The 20,977-nt window shown below is 40.8% G+C and carries 25 protein-coding genes; 20 read left to right on the top strand and 5 right to left on the bottom strand.

What is annotated here, in order from left to right:
* Window positions 1-2: 2 nt before the first annotated feature.
* The 3 genes from C9J42_RS13130 to C9J42_RS13120 are packed head-to-tail and all read right to left on the bottom strand — an operon-like array spanning window position 3 to window position 2,536.
* Window positions 3-374 carry a flagellar hook-basal body complex protein FliE gene (locus C9J42_RS13130; protein WP_107208381.1) on the bottom strand — a complete coding sequence of 124 codons (372 nt, stop codon included), beginning with the start codon at window positions 372-374 and terminating at the stop codon, window positions 3-5.
* Window positions 375-386: 12 nt separating this feature from the next.
* Window positions 387-1,736 (bottom strand): sigma-54 dependent transcriptional regulator, encoded by a 1,350-nt coding sequence (locus C9J42_RS13125; RefSeq protein WP_107208380.1) that lies wholly within the window; start codon window positions 1,734-1,736, stop codon window positions 387-389.
* The gene (locus C9J42_RS13120) at window positions 1,736-2,536 is read right to left on the bottom strand and encodes an OmpA family protein (protein WP_233218532.1); all 801 of its coding nucleotides are present in this window, start codon (window positions 2,534-2,536) and stop codon (window positions 1,736-1,738) included. Before C9J42_RS13120 ends, C9J42_RS13125 begins: the two co-directional genes overlap by 1 nt.
* A gap of 607 nt (window positions 2,537-3,143) precedes the next feature.
* On the opposite strand from C9J42_RS13120, the gene C9J42_RS13115 reads away from it, so the two are divergent.
* The 18 genes from C9J42_RS13115 to C9J42_RS13030 all read left to right on the top strand — a co-directional run bounded on the left by C9J42_RS13115 (window position 3,144) and on the right by C9J42_RS13030 (window position 18,222).
* Entirely contained in the window at window positions 3,144-3,911 is a 768-nt protein-coding gene (locus C9J42_RS13115) for a FliM/FliN family flagellar motor switch protein (protein WP_233219070.1), read from the top strand.
* A 2-nt stretch (window positions 3,912-3,913) separates the two neighbouring features.
* Window positions 3,914-4,279, top strand: coding sequence for a flagellar motor switch protein FliN (gene fliN, locus C9J42_RS13110; protein ID WP_107208378.1), 366 nt, complete (start codon window positions 3,914-3,916; stop codon window positions 4,277-4,279).
* A 3-nt stretch (window positions 4,280-4,282) separates the two neighbouring features.
* Window positions 4,283-5,074, top strand: coding sequence for a flagellar type III secretion system pore protein FliP (gene fliP / locus C9J42_RS13105; protein WP_107208377.1), 792 nt, complete (start codon window positions 4,283-4,285; stop codon window positions 5,072-5,074).
* An 18-nt stretch (window positions 5,075-5,092) separates the two neighbouring features.
* Window positions 5,093-5,362, top strand: a complete 270-nt coding sequence (gene fliQ, locus C9J42_RS13100) for a flagellar biosynthesis protein FliQ (protein ID WP_107208376.1) — start codon at window positions 5,093-5,095, stop codon at window positions 5,360-5,362.
* A complete protein-coding gene (fliR, locus tag C9J42_RS13095; protein ID WP_107208375.1) occupies window positions 5,362-6,138 on the top strand; it encodes a flagellar biosynthetic protein FliR in 777 nt (258 codons plus the stop codon). The genes fliQ and fliR overlap by 1 nt, the downstream gene beginning before the upstream one ends.
* Entirely contained in the window at window positions 6,135-7,262 is a 1,128-nt protein-coding gene (flhB, locus tag C9J42_RS13090) for a flagellar biosynthesis protein FlhB (RefSeq protein WP_107208374.1), read from the top strand. The genes fliR and flhB overlap by 4 nt, the downstream gene beginning before the upstream one ends.
* 39 nt (window positions 7,263-7,301) lie before the next feature.
* Complete coding sequence (gene flhA, locus C9J42_RS13085; protein ID WP_107208373.1) at window positions 7,302-9,395, top strand: flagellar biosynthesis protein FlhA; 2,094 nt, start codon at window positions 7,302-7,304, stop codon at window positions 9,393-9,395.
* Window positions 9,396-9,427: 32 nt separating this feature from the next.
* Complete coding sequence (locus C9J42_RS13080; RefSeq protein WP_107208372.1) at window positions 9,428-10,258, top strand: EAL domain-containing protein; 831 nt, start codon at window positions 9,428-9,430, stop codon at window positions 10,256-10,258.
* A gap of 233 nt (window positions 10,259-10,491) precedes the next feature.
* Complete coding sequence (gene lafA, locus C9J42_RS13075; protein WP_107208371.1) at window positions 10,492-11,361, top strand: lateral flagellin LafA; 870 nt, start codon at window positions 10,492-10,494, stop codon at window positions 11,359-11,361.
* Between the two features lie 267 nt (window positions 11,362-11,628).
* Complete coding sequence (fliD, locus tag C9J42_RS13070) at window positions 11,629-12,963, top strand: flagellar filament capping protein FliD (protein WP_107302063.1); 1,335 nt, start codon at window positions 11,629-11,631, stop codon at window positions 12,961-12,963.
* 13 nt (window positions 12,964-12,976) lie between these two features.
* Window positions 12,977-13,372 carry a flagellar export chaperone FliS gene (gene fliS / locus C9J42_RS13065; protein ID WP_107302062.1) on the top strand — a complete coding sequence of 132 codons (396 nt, stop codon included), beginning with the start codon at window positions 12,977-12,979 and terminating at the stop codon, window positions 13,370-13,372.
* Window positions 13,359-13,661 (top strand): hypothetical protein, encoded by a 303-nt coding sequence (locus tag C9J42_RS13060; RefSeq protein WP_107208368.1) that lies wholly within the window; start codon window positions 13,359-13,361, stop codon window positions 13,659-13,661. The genes fliS and C9J42_RS13060 overlap by 14 nt, the downstream gene beginning before the upstream one ends.
* Before the next feature lie 3 nt (window positions 13,662-13,664).
* Entirely contained in the window at window positions 13,665-14,750 is a 1,086-nt protein-coding gene (locus tag C9J42_RS13055; protein ID WP_107302061.1) for a flagellar hook-length control protein FliK, read from the top strand.
* Between the two features lie 23 nt (window positions 14,751-14,773).
* Entirely contained in the window at window positions 14,774-15,259 is a 486-nt protein-coding gene (gene fliL / locus C9J42_RS13050; protein WP_107208366.1) for a flagellar basal body-associated protein FliL, read from the top strand.
* 10 nt (window positions 15,260-15,269) lie between these two features.
* Complete coding sequence (locus C9J42_RS13045) at window positions 15,270-15,998, top strand: FliA/WhiG family RNA polymerase sigma factor (protein ID WP_107208365.1); 729 nt, start codon at window positions 15,270-15,272, stop codon at window positions 15,996-15,998.
* Between the two features lie 9 nt (window positions 15,999-16,007).
* The gene (motA, locus tag C9J42_RS13040; protein ID WP_107208364.1) at window positions 16,008-16,865 is read left to right on the top strand and encodes a flagellar motor stator protein MotA; all 858 of its coding nucleotides are present in this window, start codon (window positions 16,008-16,010) and stop codon (window positions 16,863-16,865) included.
* Window positions 16,865-17,863 carry a flagellar motor protein MotB gene (locus C9J42_RS13035; protein WP_107208363.1) on the top strand — a complete coding sequence of 333 codons (999 nt, stop codon included), beginning with the start codon at window positions 16,865-16,867 and terminating at the stop codon, window positions 17,861-17,863. Before motA ends, C9J42_RS13035 begins: the two co-directional genes overlap by 1 nt.
* Before the next feature lie 65 nt (window positions 17,864-17,928).
* Window positions 17,929-18,222: a hypothetical protein gene (locus tag C9J42_RS13030; RefSeq protein WP_107208395.1), complete on the top strand. Its 294-nt coding sequence runs from the start codon at window positions 17,929-17,931 to the stop codon at window positions 18,220-18,222.
* On the opposite strand, the gene C9J42_RS13025 is transcribed toward C9J42_RS13030, so the two are convergent.
* Together C9J42_RS13025 and C9J42_RS13020 are read right to left on the bottom strand one after the other, a co-directional pair.
* A complete protein-coding gene (locus C9J42_RS13025; RefSeq protein WP_107292595.1) occupies window positions 18,219-18,494 on the bottom strand; it encodes a hypothetical protein in 276 nt (91 codons plus the stop codon). The two genes, C9J42_RS13030 and C9J42_RS13025, sit on opposite strands and share 4 nt — an antisense overlap.
* Window positions 18,495-18,665: 171 nt before the next feature.
* Window positions 18,666-19,361 (bottom strand): class I SAM-dependent methyltransferase, encoded by a 696-nt coding sequence (locus C9J42_RS13020; RefSeq protein ID WP_199187102.1) that lies wholly within the window; start codon window positions 19,359-19,361, stop codon window positions 18,666-18,668.
* Between the two features lie 448 nt (window positions 19,362-19,809).
* Between C9J42_RS13020 and C9J42_RS13015 the strand changes: the two genes are divergently transcribed.
* Window positions 19,810-20,091 (top strand): hypothetical protein, encoded by a 282-nt coding sequence (locus tag C9J42_RS13015; protein ID WP_107302060.1) that lies wholly within the window; start codon window positions 19,810-19,812, stop codon window positions 20,089-20,091.
* Between the two features lie 71 nt (window positions 20,092-20,162).
* On the top strand, window positions 20,163-20,870 hold the full coding sequence (locus tag C9J42_RS13010) for an SDR family NAD(P)-dependent oxidoreductase (protein WP_107287755.1): 708 nt from the start codon (window positions 20,163-20,165) through the stop codon (window positions 20,868-20,870).
* Window positions 20,871-20,977 lie beyond the last annotated feature (107 nt).

Here is a 20,977-nt window from a genome sequence, read left to right as displayed (position 1 = left end):
AGTTACACCGGCATCTTCATAACATCTTCAAAGGACGCAACCACTTTATTACGCACTTGCATGAGGGCTGAAAAAGATAAACTGGCTTTTTGGCTTGCCACCATCGCGCCTACTAAGTCGTCACTTTTCCCCAATTCAACCGCTGTCACTTTGTCACTGGCGATTTTTTGATGTTGATTAACGGTGTTTAATACACCTGTCATAGCTTGCGAAAATGACAATGGCGAAGCGGCAAACTGTGTATTGGTTGCGTCGACCTGCATCAGATTAGGTTTTACGATGAAATCAGCTTGAGTGCGTTGCTGCATCTGCTGCATTTTATCAAGCATGAGTTGTTCAGATGATACAGACGGTAGCGAATTATTTGTGCTCATTTAACTCTCCTTTTATGCCGCAGAACCTAATACAGCATCGATGTCTATTCCCTGTTCACGCATCGCGGCTAACTTGTAACGCAGTGCGCGAGTAGTAACGCCCAATTGCTGAGCCGTCTTGGTTCGGTTACCACCGAATTGTTTAAGAATTTTGATAATGTATTGAAACTCTGCCATTTTCTTCGCTTCTACCCGACCATTCCCCCCCTCCGTTTGAGGTAAAGATGGCGCAGCATTAGGATCAATTGGCAACATTAAATCTTGTGCGGTAATGAAATCACCATGACGCATCACCAAGGCTCGTTGCATGACATTTTCTAACTCTCGGATATTGCCCGGCCAGTGATATTTAGACAGTGCAAAACACGCATCTTCCGACAACTGGCACGCACTTCCCATTTGATATTTATTGATGAAAAATCGCGCCAGAGGAAGAATATCAGCGCTTCGATCTCGCAGTGATGGCCAATGCAACGGCAGCACATCTAAACGGTAATAAAGATCTTCTCGGAACGTCCCTTTTTGAATTTCTACACGAAGATCTTTATTGGTTGACGCTATGACGCGAATATCCAATGGAACGGTTTTATGACTCCCCACTTTTTCGACTTCACGCTCTTGCAACACACGCAATAATTTAGCTTGAAGACTGGGTGACATTTCAGCGATTTCATCTAATAAAATCGTACCACCATTGGCTTCTTCAAATTTACCGGTTTGCGTTTGTGTCGCGCCAGTAAACGCCCCTTTCACATGACCAAACAACACTGCTTCGAGCATGGATTCAGGAATAGCGGCACAGTTAACGGCAACAAAAGGCGCATTTGAACGCGAAGAATGTTGGTGCACATATTGCGCTAATACTTCTTTCCCGGTGCCAGATTCACCGGTGATCAATACGGTCGCGTTTGTCCCTGCCGCACGGTGTGCTAACTGCAACACTTGCTTGCTACGCCATGATTCCACCACGATATTGGTTAAGGGTTTATCTAGTGCTTCAACGCGCGCGAGTAAGCCCAGTAACTGTTCAGATTCAAAAGGACGTAGTAAATAATCGGTTGCGCCTGCTTTCATTGCATCCGCCGCCATCATTCCTTGCGCCTGATCGACAATAGCAATAGAAATAGGTGTGGAAGCACGGTTAGTCGCGACAGTTTTTTGATGGAATTGACGTATAAAATCAGTCAGTGAGATATCTGTAATATGCGAGCTGACCAAAGTAATGGCTGAGCGAGATTGATATAACGCAGCACGTCCAGAAGTGAAGTGATTAACGCTATAACCTTTACCTTCAAGCACAGCAATAATTTGGTTTGCTGCACTTAAATTTGGCTCGACTAATTGAATATTGTTAGGCTGCATTAGCTACCCTTCCTTTTTACTGCATCTTCCTTGCGAATAGCGCGAATAGTCACGCGACGATTTTTAGCTTTTCCATCTTGGGTATTGTTGTTGGCAACAGGATAGCGAGAACCATGAGAGCGAATTTCCATCAGCGATGAACGCACACCGTTTTCACGCAGAATGCTGGCTACATCGTCAGCACGAATTTTTGAAATCTGTAAATTGGCAACATTGGAGCCAACATTGTCTGTATGCCCATCAATCAATACACGTTTGACATTTTTGTCATGTTTTAAATAACTCGCTAAATCAGCCAAGATTTGTTTTTGTGATGAACTGACCACACGTTGACCTAACTTAAATTGCAATACTACGTCTCTCGCATCTTGGTATGCCATTGCAGGTAACTTGGCTCGACACAAATTAAAATCAGCCATTGCATGAGCCATATTCACTGAAGGGACTGTTACATCAAACGTGTTGTTTTGGTTCGACGATGACAGCCTTACTCCTAACCAATTACCTTGCGCCATGGCTTCAAGTAACAGTTCAATATCAGTATAAAAAGAGACTTGTCCTGATTTTTTATCTAAATCCACCTCATCGACTGTGATAGGTGCGGTATTCAATGCCCAAGGTGACTGTACTTGGCTCAATATGGCACGCTCATAAGGCGGTTTTACATGGTAGCTTTGTACCTGTATACCAAGTGGCTGCTTAGGTTTCGCAACAAAGGTAATTGCCCCAAATTGGCTAATGGTTTGACTCAATGAACAACTAAATTTATCGCCTTTATATTCCCACGAAACAAGATCCATCGGTAAAAATAACTCTTTAGCGACAGAACTCATGGAAAAGAATAAAGAAATAAAAATCGAATATATAAATATAATTGCATATTTTATGAGTGTCATAATAAGCATTCACCTCTACCTATTAATCACATGATTTATTATAGCCAAAAAATCTTATGGCGATTTTATATTTAACCCTAATATTCTAACGCTTGAATATATCTATTTAATAACCATAGAAAACAAGTCGAATAAATATTATTTGACGCTCTTGAGGGCATTTTTTTGACGTTTGTATTAACGATTTAATGTCATACTAAAGTCTAATATTATTCCATTATTAATCATAAGTTTAGCAACACACTTCTATTTGATTTAACTTCATCATAATCGAAGTTTTTTAAATTTAAACATTAAAACAATTTTTATTTCATCGAATACTAATGCTATGAACTAAAGTCACATTTTTGCTCTTAAAAATTTTTAATTTATATCTTCATAGTTATAAACGCGATAAACATATTTATATATTACGAATAAACATCAACTACACTTTGTTTTTACCCTCTTAACTATGATAACTATGGAATATATAAAATCAGATTTTGACAATAGATATCCCATATTGAATGTGGAATTGCTAGGAAAACCTATTCATATAATCAAAGATGAATTAGCTAATATTTTAAGTAATTCATTACTGGGATTAACTGACCAAATACAAAAGTGGGTGAAAACCCATGAACTGACGATGTCGGTTACTAGTATTGATTTTCAATCGCCAAAACAGGGACAACATGCGGCATTTACGGTGGCCCATAATGACGGGGGTATGATGAATTTTCGCTGTTCTGCACCCTTGCTCATTGTACTCGCCGATCGCTTTTATCACTCATCTGTAAATCGTCTTAATAGTGCTAAAAGTCAAACGATTACAACGAGTGATTTGCGGTTACAAGAACGCATAGGACGACTTTTTTCAGCCCAGATAGCGCCAGAAGATATGTGGCAAGCCTGTGATAATTCACTATCAGATGATATCGGCTTAGTCATTCAACTTTCCGTTACCTGCGAAGAGACGATTGGCGACATCATCATCTGTATTGATTCCGCATTAATTCAAACATTAACCAGTGTTATTGGCTTACAACCCACATCTGAACTTAATGCACTCTTTAGTCAGCAACTTGAATCGACCAAGGTCAAACTCAATACAGTTTTATGTGAAAGACAGATGCCTTTAGACCAAGTATTGCAGCTAAAGCCCGGTGACATCTTTGATATTGATTTACTGCAATCCTCTCCGATCAGTATTGGTCAAGAGCATTTATTTAACGGCCATGTCGCAGAGCAAAACGGTCAACTTGTTTTAATCATCAACACCAGTAAGGACACATAAGCATGAGCGATATTAACGAATCCGACCTATTTAATGGTGATGACCTCAATTTCGACGATCTTCAGTTAGAACAATTTGATGAAACACCTCAACTTAATAGCAGCATGTCGCAACGTAGCTTAAGTTTTTTCAAAAAGATCCCCGTGACTGTGACTCTTGAGGTCTCAAGCACAGAAATCTCATTAGGTGAGTTAATGAAAGCCGGTGAAGGCAGTGTGATTGAGCTAGATAAACTCAACGGTGAACCGCTTGATGTGAAAGTGAATGGGTCACTGATGGGCCATGCCGAAGTGGTTGTGATCAATGATAAATATGGCCTACGGCTAATTGATGTCGTCGAATCACCTCTTAACACCATGGATAGTTAAAAAATGATCGATCAGGGATACCGCTTGCTGATAACAACATCTCAACAGCGCCATTGTCTGTATTTACTCACTTTGCTACTTATTGCGCTCGGCGTACTGTTTTCTTCGAGCGCAGAAGCCAATAGTGGGCTGAACTTCTTGACCGTTACAGATGATCAAGGCGAGCAAGAATACAGTGTAAAATTACAAATCTTGTTGTTAATGACAGCACTGAGTTTTATCCCTGCCTTTCTGCTAATGGCGACCAGTTTTACCCGCATCATTATCGTACTTTCTATTTTGCGCCAAGCACTGGGTTTACAGCAGAGCCCGCCAAATAGAATACTGGTGGGTATCGCGCTCTCTTTAACAATTTTGATCATGCGTCCGGTCTGGACGGATGTCTACGATAATGCTTTTGTCCCTTATGACAACGGTGATATTACCCTTTTACAAGCCTTTGATACTGCCGAAAAACCCGTTCGTGATTTCATGCTAAAACAAACCCATCAAAGTGCTTTAGAGCAGATGATGCGAATTGCTAACGAACCATTAGACCAAGATGTGGAAGATATTTCGTTTGCTATCGTGTTACCTGCTTTTGTGATCAGTGAGCTTAAAACAGCGTTTCAAATTGGTTTTATGTTGTTCATTCCTTTTTTGATCATCGATCTCGTGGTTGCCAGTGTCTTGATGGCTATGGGTATGATGATGCTGTCACCGCTGATTATTTCTCTCCCTTTCAAATTAATTGTGTTTGTACTCGCTGATGGCTGGACCATGACGGTCGGATCGCTATCTGCCAGCTTTGGATAAAACAGAAAGGAGTAAATGATGACCCCAGAGCTTGCTGTCGATCTATTTTCTAATGCAGTTTGGCTAATTATTAATATGGTAATGGTACTTGTTATCCCGGGGTTATTAGTCGGGTTAGTGATTGCCGTTTTTCAAGCCGCGACCCAGATCAACGAGCAAACCTTAAGTTTTCTCCCTCGTTTAATCATGACTTTGCTGATGGTGATTTTTGCCGGACATTGGATGTTAAGGCGCTTAATGGAATTATTTGATTACCTCTTTTATAACATTCCGGGAATGATTGGCTAATGGCTATCTCGTTTGCAGAGCTCAACGCCCTTCTCGCTCAGTTTTGGTGGCCGTTTTTTCGCATTGGGGCTGCCATGTTAGCCATGCCATTTTTTGGTGATGCGTTAATTCCTATTTGGGTACGCGCTTTATTAGCAGTTGCTATCAGTTTTATTGCCGCGCCACTGATGCCAGCTATGCCCACGACAGATTTACTTTCTCTCTCGGCACTTATGCTGGCTTTTGAGCAAGCAATATGGGGGCTGTTATTTGGCTTAATTATCCATTTCCTATTTTCCATCATGACATTGTTAGGTCAGATCATTTCACTGCAAATGGGCTTAGGGATGGCAATGATGAACGATCCCGTTAATGGTGTTTCAGTCGCAATTCTTGGGCGAATGTTTTTACTGTTTTCTACCTTGTTATTTCTGGCTTTAGATGGGCATTTATTGGTTATTGATATTTTAGTGCAAAGCTTTACCTCTTGGCCTGTAGGCAGTGGGTTGGCTCTATCTTCAGTAAAACAAATACTCGCACTTTTTGGTTGGATGTTCAGTTCAGCCCTTGCCATCGCTCTGCCCGCTATTGTTTCAATGCTTCTGGCTAATATCAGTTTCGGGGTCATGAACCGCGCCGCGCCTAGTTTGAACGTATACGCATTAGGCTTTCCTATGACCATGTTGTTAGGACTGTTTAGTGTCTTAATTTCTGTCAGCGGTGTACCAGCGCGTTATGTCGAGTTAGTCCACTACAGCTTAGATCAGCTTCAACTCTATATTTCGGGAGGCGCATGAGTCAGTCATCGGCACAAGATAAAACTGAAAAAGCCACTCCGCAGAAGATCCGTCAGGCCCGAGAGCAAGGTCAGATCCCACGCGCCAAAGACTTCACAGCAGCTACGATTTTTATTGCGGTTGTGGTTTTCTTTTATTTCCAAATTGATGCGATTTGGCAGGCGCTGAATGGCGTATTTACATTGAACATGACAATCTCTCGTGATGATTTACGCTCACCTTGGCTAGCGATTGAAGCATTAGGCACAAGCTTAGCCATTATTATTCAATTACTACTGCCATTATTTGGTTTAATTCTAATCACCACTATCGCCAGCAGTTTACTGATTGGTGGTTGGCTATTCTACCCTGCAGGCGTATTGCCAAAATTATCAAAAATCGATCCCATTGCGGGGATAAAAAGGATGTTTTCAACCCGATCTTTGGTTGAACTTTTAAAATCGACACTCAAAGTCTGTGTGATTTTCCTCCTGCTATATCTCTATCTTGATGCCAATTTAAGCCGCTTATTAGGGATGCAAAACTTACCACTAAAACAAGGCGTGTCATTAATTCTGACGATTCTCTTTCATGGTATTTTGCTGATGGGCGTGGCGCTATTGTTATTTGGTTTAATTGATATTCCCTACCAAAAATGGGAGCACGCCAAAGAGCTGAAAATGACCAAACAAGAGCTGAAAGAAGAATTTAAAAACAATGAAGGTAGCCCAGAAATCAAGCAACGCATTCGTCAAATTCAACAGCAGTTCGCCCGAAGAAAAATAGATAAAGCAGTGCCTAAAGCTGATGTGGTGATCGTCAACCCAACCCATTATGCCGTTGCGATTAAATACGATACCACACTGTCTGAAGCGCCCTTTGTGGTAGCAAAAGGCATAGATGAAACGGCGATGCATATTCAAACCATTGCCAAACAGCACGATGTTGAGATCTTACATTCACCACCATTAACGCGTGCGATTTATCACAGCACCCAGATAGAGCAAGCGATCCCAAGCCAGCTCTATGTCGCTGTGGCGCATATATTAACTTATGTTTTACAGCTTAAAGCCTTTCGACAAGGTAAAGGAAATCAACCACAAACATTACCCAATTTTGTTATCCCAAAACATTTACAGCATTAATTTCAGCGCATTTTTACCGGATTGGATGAAGGACTTCACATGTTAAATTGGCTCACAACACTCAAACAGTCGAGTAAAGGTTATATCGGTATTCCTATCGCCTTACTGATGATTCTGGCAATGGTAATTTTGCCATTACCTCCTATGCTGCTCGATGCCTTATTCACCTTTAATATTGTCTTGGCCATCTTGGTATTGTTAGTCAGTACCACAGCAAAAAGGCCGTTAGACTTTTCTGTTTTCCCCACCATTCTATTAGTCGCGACATTAATGCGACTCACTTTGAATGTGGCCTCAACACGTATTGTATTACTGGAAGGTCACAATGGTGGCGATTCAGCAGGTAAAGTGATCCAAGCTTTTGGTGAAGTCGTTATTGGCGGTAACTATGTTGTGGGTATGGTGATTTTCGTGATTTTAATGATCATCAACTTTGTGGTGATCACCAAAGGTGGCGAACGTATCTCTGAGGTAGCAGCCCGTTTCACCCTTGACGCCCTACCCGGTAAACAGATGGCAATAGATGCGGATTTAAACGCGGGGATTATTGACCAAAACCAAGCAAAACAGCGCCGTCGTGATGTTGCCAATGAAGCGGATTTTTACGGTTCAATGGACGGTGCTTCAAAGTTCGTTCGTGGTGATGCCATTGCGGGTTTATTGATCCTATTTATCAATATCATTGGTGGTATCAGCATCGGTGTTTTTGAATACGGACTCAGCGCTTCTGATGCTTTTAAAACTTACGCCTTACTGACCATTGGTGATGGTCTTGTCGCGCAAATTCCTTCACTGTTATTAGCCACCTCTGCCGCTATTATTGTCACTCGTATTAACGACAGTGATGATGACATGACGCAAGCTATGCAGAACCAACTGCTTGCCTCGCCTGCAACCTTATTCACTGTTGCTTCTGTGATGGCCATCATAGGTATTGTGCCAGGCATGCCGCACTTGGCATTTTTCAGCTTTGCCGCAGTATTAGCCTTTGCGGGCTGGCGACAATATAAAAAACCTCACCACCACCAGCAACTCGACGAAGTTGAAGCCGTTTCTCAAGCCATGCAACTCGACCACGAAACGCCATTAACATGGGATGATATTCCTCATGTTCAAAGTATGTCGTTATCGCTCGGTTTTCGTTTAGTTCATCTGGTGAATAAAGAACAAGGCGCGCCACTCACCCAGCGTATTCGCGGTGTTCGTAAAAATCTTTCTGAGCAAGTCGGCTATTTGCTGCCTGAAGTGAATATTCGCGACAACCTAAGCTTAAAACCGAACCATTATACTATTGCCGTTCATGGCGAGATCATTGAACAAGGCAGCATTGAGCCTGAGCGTTTAATGGCTATTGCCGTGGGTGATACCTATGGCGAAATAGATGGCATCCTTGGTCACGATCCTGCTTATCAACTCCCTGCGGTATGGATTGAAAATAGCAACAAAGCAAAGGCCTTGAACATGGGCTACCAAGTCGTAGATGACGCTACCGTCATTGCCACTCACATAAGCAAAGTGATGAAAGTACATTTAGCCGATTTGTTTACCCATGATGATGTGGATTTTATTAATCAACGTTTGGCGCAACAGGCACCCAAATTGGCGGAAAGTTTAAGTGCTGCATTAACGCCTGCTCAGCAACTGAAGGTGTATCGCCAATTACTCATTGATCAAGTGCCGCTTAAAGATATCCGTACCATTGCCAATACCATGTTAGAAGCGTCTGAAAACACCAAAGATCCAATCTTAATTGCTGCTGATGTGCGTTGCAGCTTACGCCGTACCTTGGTGAATCTACTCAATGGTGATAAGAAAGATCTTAACGTCTATGCCTTATCCGATGAACTTGAACAGATGCTATTAACATCGCTCCAACAAGCACAAGCCAGTGGCAATGTGATGCTAGATAGCTTTCCAATTGAGCCAAATATTTTAAGCCAATTTCAACAAAATATGCCGCTTGCGAAGCAACAATTAAAACAGCAAGGCGCAGCCCCTGTGTTGCTAGTAATGCCACAATTACGACCACTGCTATCTCGCTATGCGCGTACTTTCGCCCAAGGCTTAGCAGTATTGTCTTATAACGAAATTCCTGAAAATAAGAATATCAATATCATTGGCAACTTAGGTTAATTCATTCCCGTGAAATTGAACGAGGACGAGCTATGACAACTCAACACACATTACACACCATGGACGAACTTTACAGCTATATTCAAAGTATTATCCCATCGTTAACCCGCAATAACGACGATGCGATCCTACTTGACGCATTTGAGCAAAACGATGTTAGTCATGTCTGTCAGGCTATTCGCGAAACCACCACCAATCAAGTCACCTACCAACACCTAACATTACGTTTTGGTAGTAATAACGAGCAAAGTGTTTACCAATTTGATGTTTCTAAACCTGTACAATTTCTGTTTGATCTCTATAGCTTATATTTAGCCGTCCGCCATATTGAGTTTCAGCTATCGACTTTCCATAAAGATATTATTAATCCGTTAGTGGTGCCGATAAATTCAGAAACGCTATCATGGCCTATTGGACAAGGCTTTATTAATCAGGTTTTTCAACATCATTCCGTTGCAATGCAATACATTATTCCCTGTGTTCAACTTCATGACATGGAAAATAGTGAATGCCATAACGTAATGACATTAAATGCAAATTTAGAATCATTAAAAAAGAAAGCGGTTAAACTCTGGATAGATATTATTCCACCCACCCGCTATTTAGAAACAATAAAAAACATTAAACCTGATGCAATTAAAACGTCGCATATCCTCAATGATGATCATAAGCGCTCAGGCCTGATTCCCGTCATTCGTTTTATCCGTAAAAACAATACATTATTTATTGCGGGGCGGGTGGGTAGCCAGCATGAATTAAACCAATATCGACTACTTGGTGCGCAATATTATTTCGGTTACGTCAGTGATATACCAATGTCGGTATCAATGAAAAAAAAGGTTGCGAATAATAATCAAATATAAAACCATGACTTTTATATCTCTACATCCCCTTAAAAATTAATGAGGTTTTCTTATTTAATATCAACACGATTTAATAAGAAAACCTCATTTATTTGGCTCAATATCAAATTTATTCTCCAATTCTTTTATTTTTTGAAAATATTAAAAATAAAAATTAATGATCTTTTCCAACTGACCGCATAGATACAGTGAGCAGGAAATACCTCGATAGATTGATTACAAGGAGAACTATCATGGCTCTATCTATGCACACCAATTACGCATCACTGGTTACACAAAATACACTGAGCAATACTAGCAATTTGTTAAACACAGCAATGGAACGTTTAAGTACAGGTTTCCGTGTAAATTCAGCTGCAGATGATGCTGCTGGTCTTCAAATCGCAACACGTCTAGATGCGCAAACTCGTGGCATGTCTGTAGCTATGCGTAACTCGCAAGACGGTATTTCAATGATGCAAACCGCTGAAGGTGCGATGGATGAAATGACTAACATCGTTTACCGCATGAACGACCTTGCGACACAGGCATCAAACGGCACAGTATCAGCCAATGACCGTGTAGCTTTGGACGCAGAATTCCAACAGCTTGGTGAAGAGCTTGCCAACGTAATGGCATCAACCAGCTTTGGTGGACAAGATATTTTGACCGATGCAGGCTCATTTGGTGCAGGCGCAGTCAACTTCCAGATTGGTACTCAATCAGGTGATCAACTAGCTGTTGATGTATCAACTGAAGTACAAGCCGTGAATGCAACTATTGGTACTTCAGGCGCATTAGCTTTAGGTGATTTGACTTCTGCAGCTAACGCGCAAACAGCACTAACGACCCTAACAGGTGCTAACGGTGAAGCGGGTTTACTGAAAGAAATTGGTGATGCACGTTCAGCACTGGGTGCCAACATTAACCGCCTTGACCACACTATCACTAACCTGGGCAATATGGTTGAGAATGTATCTGCAGCCAAAGGTCGTATTGTTGATGCTGACTTTGCTGTTGAATCTTCAAGCATGACTAAAAACCAAATGTTAATGCAAGCCGGCACAACGGTACTTTCACAAACTAACCAGTTACCGGGTATGGCAATGTCACTACTTCGCTAAACTGTAGTTTCTTTTTCCTAAGCCTCCTTCGTGGAGGCTTTTTTGTAGCCATCATTAAATATCAGTAAGTCGGTATGTCGGAAAGCTAGCCATTAGTAACCCTTTGGTTAATAAACGGAACATAGGAATAAAGCAGGAAATAACAAACGGAAATCACATTTCCGCCACCTAACGCGACAATCATAACTACCTGTTTTTAAATGCTTTATATCGAGAAAGTTTTGGCATAGCTCTTGCCAATATAAATAGTCACTTAAGGAGCAATCAATGAATTCGTTAGATCCTATTCAAATGGCCACTCAACTCGCCACCTTTGATGTACAGCCATTTCAGCAGCGGTATCAATTACAAGCTGATAAGTACCAGAGCCAATTAAGTGCATTGGGTAAAGTAGAATCTGCCCTACGTGATTTTCGCGCAACAATTCAAAGCATCAACAGCTCAACTGCCAGCATTATTCAAAATAAAGCGACATTAAGTGACGACAGCCACTTTTCCGTCAGTGCAAATGCAAAAGCGTTAAGCGGCAATTATCAAGTCTTTGTTGAGCAAGTTGCCAGTGCCCATCAGGTCAAAACTGATATGCCAGCAAACTTGGAGTCAACAACGTCTGTACCTAACACAGGAACACTCTCATTCACTGTCGATGGCCAAACTCTTGATCTCGACCTTTCAACAATAGATAGCGATGGTGACGGGCAATCCACCATATCAGAGCTCACTACAGCAATTAATAACCACCCCGATAACCCCGGAGTCAATGCCACGTTAGTTCGTACCAGTGGTCAAACTCATTTCATGCTAGCAAGTAACGAAACAGGGATTGCGAACACATTAAGTGTTTCTTCGAGCACAGGCACAACATGGTTTGATGATGCTTTTACTAACTTAACTGAAATCAGTGCGCCACAAGATGCAGTGATTTGGCTTGGCGCGGAAACCACGGGCTTAAAACTGACCAATAGCAGCAATACGTTTTCCAATGTTATTGATGGTATTGATATTACTGCAACCAAAGCACAAACCTCTGGTGATACAGCCATTTCTATGGGTATCGATGCCGATCAAGATGCCACCTTGGAGCAAGTTAATTCATTTATTGAAAGCTATAACAAGGTGATATCCAACCTTGATAGTTATACCCAAACAGGCTCAGCAGATAACAAACGTGGCGCACTGGCCAATGATCCCACTCTTCGTTCAATAGAGTCGCAATTAAATAGCCTTCTACGCGACCAATTTGAAGGCAAGAGACTGTCTGAAATTGGGATCAGTATTAACCGCGAAGGCAAACTTGAAGTTGATAAAGATAGCTTTAAAAACGCACAACAAACCATGGGTTCAACCATTGAATCCATGTTTAACGGTGACGGTAATTTATTCGATTCATTAGAAGATTCACTTAAGCCTTTTCTCCAATTTTCTTCAGGCATGTTTACTTCTCGCAAAGATGCCCTGAGAAACAACATCGATCGTATCGACGATAAACAAGCCAACCTTGAACGTAAATATGACATGGCTTACACCCGCTACCTCAAACAATTCACCCAAATGAATCAAATCATGACCCAAATGCAGCAAACCCAAGGTTTATTTGGTTAAAAGGAGTACAACAATGTTAATGCAAGATGCAGGTTTTAATTCATATCAACAAGTCGACTTGGATGCACAAGCCGCTTCAGCCTCCCCTCATCAATTAGTTTTAATGCTTATTGATGGCTTTCAAGATGAACTGATCCGTGCACAAGGACATATCGAAGCAAAACGACTCGATGCCAAGGGGATCAGTATCAATAAATGCATGAATATCTTAATAGGGCTAGATAGTGCGTTAGATCTAGAACTTGGCGGCGAAGTTGCAGCTAATTTGCATGAACTTTATGAGTTTTGTCAGCTTGAGCTTTACCAAGCAAGTGTCAAAAACGATCTCTCCCACCTCGATAATGTCACTTTAGTGATGAACAATATTCGAGAAGGTTGGCAAGGGTTTGGGCAGCATGCAGCCAAATAATTCCATATCGCTCAAAGTACTCACAGCAAAAATTCAGCAAGCTGCTGAGACTGAAAATTGGTCTCGCTTACAGCAGCTTGATGAAGTGTTACGTGCGCTGTTACTACCACTTAAATCAAAACCTAAAACAGCGCAACAGCAAGGACAAATAACGGCGTTAATGGCTGCACATCGCCAAGCCTATCTTGCGTTACAACAAGCACAACAAATACTGCAACACAAAATAGCAACTGCTGACAAGGAAAAAGAACGCCTTGAGGCTTATCAGTCAGCCAACAATATGGAGTGAACGATGTTAATTAATACTGCGCTCACCAAAATTGACAATGTATCGTCATCATCTGATATCAAACAAGCTGGGATGCTTGTTGAAAGCTCAGACGCTACGGTAGGGCAAGAAGGTTTCTCGCAAACATTACAAATATTTTCTCAGCAAAGCGAAAGTACGTTACCAGAGCTACTATCAGGCAATGCCAATACAACCGATCTTGAACAGCGAGACTCTGCATCAGCACCGCAACATCAAACATTGCTGCCGATACCGCCAAGTGAAATTGAAATAGCCGTAACTACACCAACCATTGGCAATTTTCCACTTAATCACTTAGCTACACCATCAACAACAAGCACACTGTCCTCTGCTTCATTTACGCAGAATGCATTATCAAGTTCTCATCAGGTGCTAAACGGTGTCAATACATCTGCGCTTAACCACGCAAACAATCCTATTAAGGAAGTCATCGCACCACTAACTATAACTTCACTACCCAGTTCTGCCTTAGAACAAATGTCATCGTTAAACGCGGTAAAAATACCGCTTTTCAATGGTGAAATGCCTGCGCCACAATTGGTTCAAAATCTTACCGCAGTCGAACAAGTTTTATCTGCTCAAGCACAAACACAAACACAAACACAAACCAACATAACGGTTAATCGTGTGAATTGGGCTCCCATAAGTGTTGATCCTCAATCTTCACAATGGGGTGAGAAAATGCTGAATATTCTACAAGATCGCGTTTCTCTTCAAGCGACACAAAACATGCAAGAAGCACGTATTCGTTTAGATCCACCAGATCTTGGCAAGCTTGATCTGATCGTCAAAATGGATGGCGATAAGTTGAATGTTCAAATCAGTGCTAATAACAATGCAGTACGTGATGCACTTAACCAAGTCTCTGAACGTTTACGTCATGATCTCCAGCAGCAATTTGTCAGTGTCGATGTCAACATCAGCCACGGTAAGCAAGATTCCCATTCAGATCAAACCGCACAACATTCAACCCAAGATGATAACGATCACAGGGTAATCACTTCCACGTCATCTGCAGACGTTGAAACATCGACAACCAATGAGCATTGGCTATCTACGCTCGCATAATTTTCTTATTTAGGATCAGGATGATGACTAATAAAAAAACACTTTCTAACCTGTTTATTATATTGCTGATCAGCATTATTGTTGCTATTGCCACTTTTAGCGCCACTCTATGGTATAGCCAACAGAATACGTCCACTCCAAACATCGATGTATGGTTCACAAACGTCTTTGAATCAGAGCCAGAAGCTACGGCACAACCTGCCTTTCATCCTCTCGATAAGGTCGTTGTTAGTGTAAAAGGTGAACGCCAAACTCATTATGTGATGATTGAGCTAGCAGTCCAAACCCACTATCCCGAACGAATAAAACAAATCGATAGCTACATGCCGCTCGTTCGCAATGCATTACTCAAAATGTTCAGCAAGAAAAAGTATGAAGAGTTACAAAACCAACAATCTATCGATCAATTACAGCAAGAAGTAAAACAAACCCTGACCGCAGCCTTTGCCAATACCACGATCGCTCGTGATATTGATGATGTGCTTTTTACCAAATACGTCATTCAATAATGAGGTGAGTATGCTTGATCACAACCCAACCACTCACTATAACCTCGACACGGCCCCATCGCCGCAACAGCATCATATTGATGAAGATTTATTAATCCGTCATCACCTTGTTTTAGTAAAGCGCGTGGTTAATCAACTTCGTCACCATACTAGCCCACATTGCAGTTATGAAGACATGCAGCAAATTGGATTAATTGGGCTGTTAGAAGCGGCGCGACGTTATGGCGATGTCGAAGATCCTCAATTTCCAGCATTTGCTGTATGTCGTATTCGTGGGGCGATTTTAGACGAACTGCGACGATTAGATTGGCGTTCTCGTCATACACGCCAACAAGCTCATGAGCTGAACGACATCACCCGTGACTTAATGAAACAACTTGGCCGACAGCCCACAGAAGCAGAGATCACATCTGCGCTTGGCATTGATAGTGAAAATTATCAACTGCGTTTACAAGCCAGTATGGCAAGTGAAATGCAAAGCCTTGATCAACTGCTAGAAGCCGGTAAAGAGCTAGATGCACCGTTGGAATATAACGGTGTTGAACATGAACATATGCGTCGCACACTGGAATACGCTTTAACACAATTATCAAAACGAGAGCAGTTATTGCTGACCCTGTTTTATCAACATGAACTCAATCTACATGAGATCGCGTTAGTGCTAAACCTTACTCCACCGCGTATTTGTCAGCTGCATAAACAAGCACTGAAATCCCTCAATCACTATTTATCGGCTTAGGAGCTGTATATGCAAAAGTTAATCGGTGCCATCATCATTATTATTTGTGTTTTTGGTGGCTATGTTTGGGCTGGCGGAAATTTACGTGCGATTTGGCAACCTGCTGAATTTTTAATTATTGCCGGAGCAACATTGGGCTCCTTGATCATTGGTAACCCACCGCATGTTTTAAAGGAAATGCGTCAGCAATTTCGTCAAGTACTCTCGCCTCGTAATAATGAGGCTCAGTACTACATGGAATTAATGGCATTACTGCAAACCTTGCTTGATACCGTTCGTAATAAAGGCTTTAAAGCACTCGATGAGCATATTGAGTCACCTCAAAGCAGCACGATTTTTAATCGCTACCCTCTCATTAAGCATGACCATCATGTTATTTCTTTCATTACAGACAATTTACGTTTAATGGCAATGGGACAAATGTCGCCTTATGAACTTGAAGGGTTACTAGAACAAGAAATCAGTGCAATAGAAGAAGACTTACTCTTGCCTTCGCGTTCTATGCAACGTACCGCAGAAGCCTTACCTGGATTTGGTATTTTGGCAGCGGTCATGGGGATCATCATTACCATGCAAGCCATTGATGGCTCTATCGCCATGATTGGCTATCACGTTGCTGCCGCATTAGTCGGTACTTTTCTTGGAATTTTTGGCTGTTATTGCATTCTAGATCCTGCCAGTAATGCCATGGCACAGCGTGTTAAACGCAATATGTCAGCATTTGAATGTATAAGAGCAACACTTGTCGCCTATGTCGCTAAAAAGCCGACCTTATTAGCTATTGACGCAGGAAGAAAACATATTCAGCTAGACATTAAACCTACATTTAACGAAATGGAGAGGTGGCTAACTGAACAGGAGGGATAATGCAGAACACAGAGCAGATCGTCTTTAAACGTGCAACAAAACGACATTCACATGAACATCACGGTGGCGCATGGAAAGTCGCTTTTGCTGATTTTATGATTGCTCTTATGGCACTATTTTTAGTGCTTTGGTTAATGCAAGTGGTTGATCAAAAGGAACGTAAAGCCATTGTTGCTTATTTAAATAGTGCCAGTGTTTTTGACGAAGGCGCTGGCAATCCTTTTGATACCGCCAACAGCTTATCCCCTATTGATTTCGGTGGCGAAGCTGCCGATCTAAGTTCTCACAATGCAGCGATGACAATAAAATCGTTTTTTGATGGTAACGGTGATGGCCCTGAAAGTGATGCGTTAATTCCAGGTAGTTTTGAAACCCAAGCGCAATTAGCGATCCTTGCTTCAGTTGTTGAAGAAACGGCTAAGCAAGTATCAGCTCAAGGTAATATTTCAGTTGATGTGACACCGCAAGGGTTGAGGATCATTTTACAAGATGACTTCAAACAAAATATGTTTCATCGTGGCAGTGCTGATTTAACGCCCTTTTTTGAAGATGTATTATTAAACATTGCCCCTATTTTTAAACAAATCAGCAATTCACTGATCATCAGTGGCCACACAGATGCGACTCCGTTTAAACGCCAGTTTAGTAATAGATCAAACTGGGAACTCTCTTCTTCCCGTGCCAATGTCGCAAGACAGACGCTGATTGCTGGCGGCATGCCAAGCAATCGAGTACTTCAAGTTGCAGCAATGGCAGAACGTGCCCTACTGAACAAACAATCCCCTAATGCCAGTGAAAATCGTCGAATTGAGTTATTTATCTTAACGACCCCCGCAGCCAGTGTTGTAGATGCTCTTTTTGGTACAGGAAATCCTGATAACATTGTTGATAAAGCTTACGAAAAAGCGCGTCTTAATCAACCCGTGCTACGAAGCGACTATATAAACCATTCAGTCACCCAACCAAAAGAAATACAGCCCGTCGTGTCTAATTTATAAGCTATATTTTATAAATATTGAATACAATGCTTGGTTTTGGTGAGATTTTAGTGGATGTGTGCCCAATGACTCATACACAAATAAAACAGCGTAAAGCTGATAATTTACAAAAGACTTTTCTATGGCTGATCGTCATTGATTATGTTCTGCTGTCTTTTTTTCTATTTCAGCTTGGTTCGCTAGATTTACGTACTGGCACAATGATCAGCCTGTTATTGATCTTTTATAATGGTTTGTTAGCGTTTTTTTGTTTTCATCGCGCGAATAGAATAGATGATAGCTACATTATTTACCCTATCATCTCGGCTATATTGCTCGCTTTCGTCTGCTTCTTGTATTTCTTCTTTTTAGTGGCTTAACGTCGACGACAAAAAAATCTTACCACTATTTTCCCCAGCCAAAAGCTAACCGCAAACAATGAGATAAAAAAGACACTACTACATGCGTACGCCCACATAGCAGATAAACGAAAGAAATAACCAAAGCTAAATGCTATGCCATTAAATGCTTCAAATGGCATCTGTAACCATGGCGTATTGGAAGAACTTCCTATTGTTGCAACGACACAAATTAAAACAATGCAGGCAATAAATAAGCCCAGTTTATTTTCGACATGCTTCATTTTATTCATCAGCTCAGTATTCGTTATTGTGTTTCATAAACGAATATATAAATTACCATAGAATGACTTCAGCATTAATTGAAGCAAGACAATTAAAGAAATAGAAAAATACAAATGGATAAATCTAAAACGGGTTACCCAGCAGTCATCATTAATCACTGCTGGATGCCTCTTTAATCGTTACTTCTTCACACACACGACGATTGCATTACCTGATTCCCCATTCCAAGGAATAAGTTTCTCGTAGTCATGTTCAAACATATGAACATCGAAATATGGCTCAAGTAGTGCTTGAAGTTCAATAAAGCTCACCGCAACCATTGGATGCTCATCATGCCAAATTTCAGTATTGAGTGTGTCGGCTTTTTCAATACTCAATTTCAGCGCTTGTTTCTCACCTTCACCTTGATAATACCAACCAGAGCTAAAAGTAAAACGACTGTTATCATGTTCCACACTGTGGCTGACAAAGTAATTATTGTTGATTAAGTTCTTTTCAACCGCATTGAAACAAAATATACCATCTTCTTTTAATGCCGCATGTGCACTTTCAATACAGCGCGTTAAATTGACAAGACCGTCACTGTAATGAATCGAATATAAAAAACAGGTAATCAAATCCAATGGCTGATCAACTTTAAATTCGCACATATTCTGTAAAACAAAGTCGGCTTCTGGACAGCGAAGTTTTGCTAGATCAAGCATTGGCTGATTGATATCTAAGCCAGAACTTTGAAAACCATGATCAATAAAGTGACGAACATGAGGACCTGTTCCACAGGCAAGATCTAGATGTCGCGTACCTTTATTACCAAATAATTGGTGAAGTCGACGAACACATTCTGCTTGGGCTTGGTAGTTAATATCTGCACACATGAGATCGTAGTAAGAAGATAGATCAGTGTACAGCGCAGTAGAAGATGTTGTAGTCAATTCGATATACCATACAGGAGTAATTGACGCGGATAGTATAGTAATTACTAATCGTTAAAAAACACACTTCTTTGTCGTAACGATAAATATGATTAATCAAAAACCGCGAGATCAATATTGCTTGGATGTATTCCAAAAACGCTAAGCTAAAGCTCACCTAATACATCAGATTACATTTTATTTTTTACATCCCGTTACAAAATAAAACGTGAGTTCAAAGCCTTGCTTATAAACTCACCTTTCACATAGGATAAAAGCATACTTTTACAGCTAAATTTAATTAGAACGCTATAGCTAAATATTATTTCAATGTATTAGCAGCACCAAAGACGTATTACTCAAACTTTCGTTTTCAATTTTTATACGCTTGGTGAAATATAAGGGAATAATTATGGCGATTAAATTTCAGTTTTTTACGCTTAACAACGACAGAAAACAATACACTTTTATAGATATGTCATCTTCGACATTTCTGAAAGAGAAAGAAGCATTACTGTCTCAAGGCTTTGAAGTGTTAGATGATGTGATTTATGCAGAAACAAGTGAAGAAGCAGTAGAGCACTATAAGTCGAGCTTCATCTACGTATTAGAAGAATATAACAAAGCTGATAATCCCTTTTATAGTGTATTACTCATTTTCGAATCTATTCGAGATTACTTTAAGCGTAAGTAATTAAAACAAAACTATTTAGCTAAACTCATCGTATAGATACTTTGTTATTTCAATACGATGAGTTTCTCTTTATGCATATATTGATATTAGGTGGCACAGGTGGCATTGGTTCAGCCTTAATAAAAGCATATCTAAGCCAAGATGCAGTCAATCATATCCATGCGACATACCACAACAGCCATCCAACTATTGAATACCCTCAACTTACTTGGCATCGTACTGATGTCAGCAAAGATTCTGATGTGGCTAAATTATCAGAAACAGTTGGCCAGCTTGATATCGTGATAAATACGGTTGGCATGTTACACAATGGCGATATGATGCCAGAAAAAACGATTACTCAATTTGATAGTGATTTTTTCAATCAAAATATCGCAACGAACGTATTACCTACACTGCTCATCGCTAAGCACTTATCTCCTAAATTAAAATCAAAAACATTGAATTACTTTGTTACTGTTTCGGCAAAAATTGGCAGTATTGAAGACAATCATTTGGGTGGATGGATAAGTTACCGAAGTTCAAAAGCAGCATTAAATATGGCTTTGAAAACCATTAGTATTGAATGGAAAAATAAAAAATTTAATACCTGTGTATTCGCTTTTCACCCTGGCACGACAGACACAAACTTATCAAAGCCTTTTCAGCGCAACGTGCCAGAAGGTAATTTACAAACGCCAGAAAAAGTCGCTGCAGCATTAATTAACTTGCTACAGCGACTGAGCTTAAAAGATAATGGAAAATTCTTCAGTTACGATGGCACTGAAATTCCATGGTAGTTAAAAAATTATCCATACTAATAAGAAGTGGCCACTACCCACTTTCCTGATTCAAAAGGGGGACGTACTACTGGCCTTGGTATTGAGCATCTACAGGTCCAAAAGCT

Origin of the sequence: Photobacterium sp. GB-56 (genome assembly GCF_003026105.1) — a bacterium.
GTDB lineage: Bacteria > Pseudomonadota > Gammaproteobacteria > Enterobacterales > Vibrionaceae > Photobacterium.
Note: the sequence above shows the minus strand (reverse complement) of the source record. Positions and strands in the feature narration are given on the sequence as shown.